Origin of the sequence: Streptomyces katrae, from assembly GCF_000966975.1 — a bacterium.
GTDB lineage: Bacteria > Actinomycetota > Actinomycetes > Streptomycetales > Streptomycetaceae > Streptomyces > Streptomyces katrae.
The window spans coordinates 1-1,821 of sequence record NZ_JZWV01001430.1; the positions used below are offsets into that span (position 1 = coordinate 1).

A 1,821-nucleotide genomic window follows, 5' to 3' on the forward strand; every position below is an offset into this window, starting at 1 on the left:
CGGCTGGGCCGGGCTCACCGCCGCCGCCCGGGGCGCGCTGACCGGCGCCGAGGTGCTGATCGGCGGGCCCCGGCAGCTGGACCTGCTCCCGGCCGGCGAGTGCGCCGGGCTGCGGGTGGCGTGGCCGAGCCCCCTGCGCCCCGCGGTGCCGAAGCTGATGGCCGAGCACGCCGGGCGCCGGATCGCCGTACTGGCCAGCGGGGACCCGATGTTCTACGGCATCGGCCGCGCGCTCAGCGAGGAGCTGGGCCCCGGCGCGCTGCACGTCCACCCGCACCCCTCCTCCGTCTCCTATGCGTGCGCCCGCCTGGGGTGGCCGGTGGAGGACACCGAGGTGGTGACCGTCGTCGGCCGGCCGGTGGCCCGGGTGGCGGCCGCGCTGCACGAGGGGCGGCGCCTGCTGGTGCTGAGCGCCGGAGCGGCGACCCCGGACGAGATCGCCGCTCTGCTTCGAGAGCGGGGCTTCGGCCCGAGCCGGATGCGGGTCCTCGAACAGCTCGGCTCGGAGCGCGAGGACGCGTACGAGGGCACCGCGGACGGCTGGAACCGCGAGCCCGGCGATCCCCTCAACGTGGTCGCCGTGGAGTGCCGCCGGGATCCGGGCGCCCCGGCCCCCCGGCTCGGCGCCACCCCCGGCCTGCCCGACGCCGCCTACGAGCACGACGGGCAGCTCACCAAGCGCCACGTCCGCGCCGCGACCCTCGTCCGCGCCGCGACCCTCTGCGCCCTGGCGCCCGCCCCCGGCGAACTGCTGTGGGACATCGGCGGCGGCTCCGGCTCGATCGGCATCGAGTGGATGCGTACGCACCCCTCCTGCCGTGCCGTGGCCGTGGAACGCGTCCCGGAGCGGGCCGGGCGCATCACCCGCAACGCGGCGGCCCTCGGCGTCCCCGGGCTGCGCGTGGTCGTCGGCGCGGCCCCGGCGGCACTGGGGGGACTGCCCACCCCCGACGCGGTGTTCATCGGCGGCGGCCTCACCGCCCCGGGCCTGCTCGACGCCGCCTGGGCCGCGCTGGCGCCCGGCGGGCGGCTGGTCGTCAACACGGTGACGCTGGAGTCGGAGGCGGTCCTCGCCGGGCAGCACCGGCGCCTGGGCGGCGAACTGGTGAAACTGGCCGTCTCGCACGCCGTGCCGGTCGGCGGGTTCACGGGCTGGCGGCAGGCGATGCCCGTCACGCAGTGGTCGGTCACCAAGCCGGCGCGGACCGAGGCTCAGGCCGCGCGGACGGCGGATCAGGCCGCGCCGACGGCGGCCCGGGCCGCGCGGACTCCGGACGCAGCAGCCCCCGTGACGAAGCCGAAGACCCAAGGAGAATGACATGACCGTGTACTTCATCGGCGCGGGCCCCGGCGCCGCCGACCTGATCACCGTACGCGGTGCCCGCACCCTCGCCGCCGCCCCCGTCTGCCTCTACGCGGGCAGCCTGGTCCCGCGTGAGCTGCTCGACGAGTGCCCCGAGGGGGCCAGGCTGGTCGACACCTCGCAGCTGAACCTCGACCAGATCATCGCGGAGTGCGTACGGGCCCACGAGGCCGGTCTGGACGTGGCCCGGCTGCACTCCGGCGACCCGTCCATCTTCAGCGCCGTGGCCGAGCAGATGCGGCGCCTGGACGCGGCCGGCATCCCGTACGAGGTCGTCCCCGGGGTACCGGCGTTCGCGGCGGCGGCGGCCTCCCTCAAGCGGGAGCTGACCGTCCCGACCGTCGGCCAGACCGTGATCCTGACCCGGATCGCCCAGCAGGCCACCCCGATGCCGCCCGGCGAGGACCTGGCCACGCTCGGCCGCAGCGGCGCCCTGCTGGTGCTGCACCTGACCACCC

At 77.0% G+C, this 1,821-nt stretch carries 2 protein-coding genes; both read left to right on the plus strand.

Translation table 11 applies throughout. The annotated features are described in order from the left end of the window. The coding region (cbiE, locus tag VR44_RS38015) for a precorrin-6y C5,15-methyltransferase (decarboxylating) subunit CbiE (RefSeq protein WP_045952245.1) at positions 1-1,318 on the plus strand (1,318 nt) is incomplete at its 5' end. Between the two features lies 1 nt (position 1,319). After that, on the plus strand, positions 1,320-1,821 hold a 502-nt coding region (locus VR44_RS38020), incomplete at its 3' end, for a cobalt-precorrin-4/precorrin-4 C(11)-methyltransferase (protein WP_045952246.1).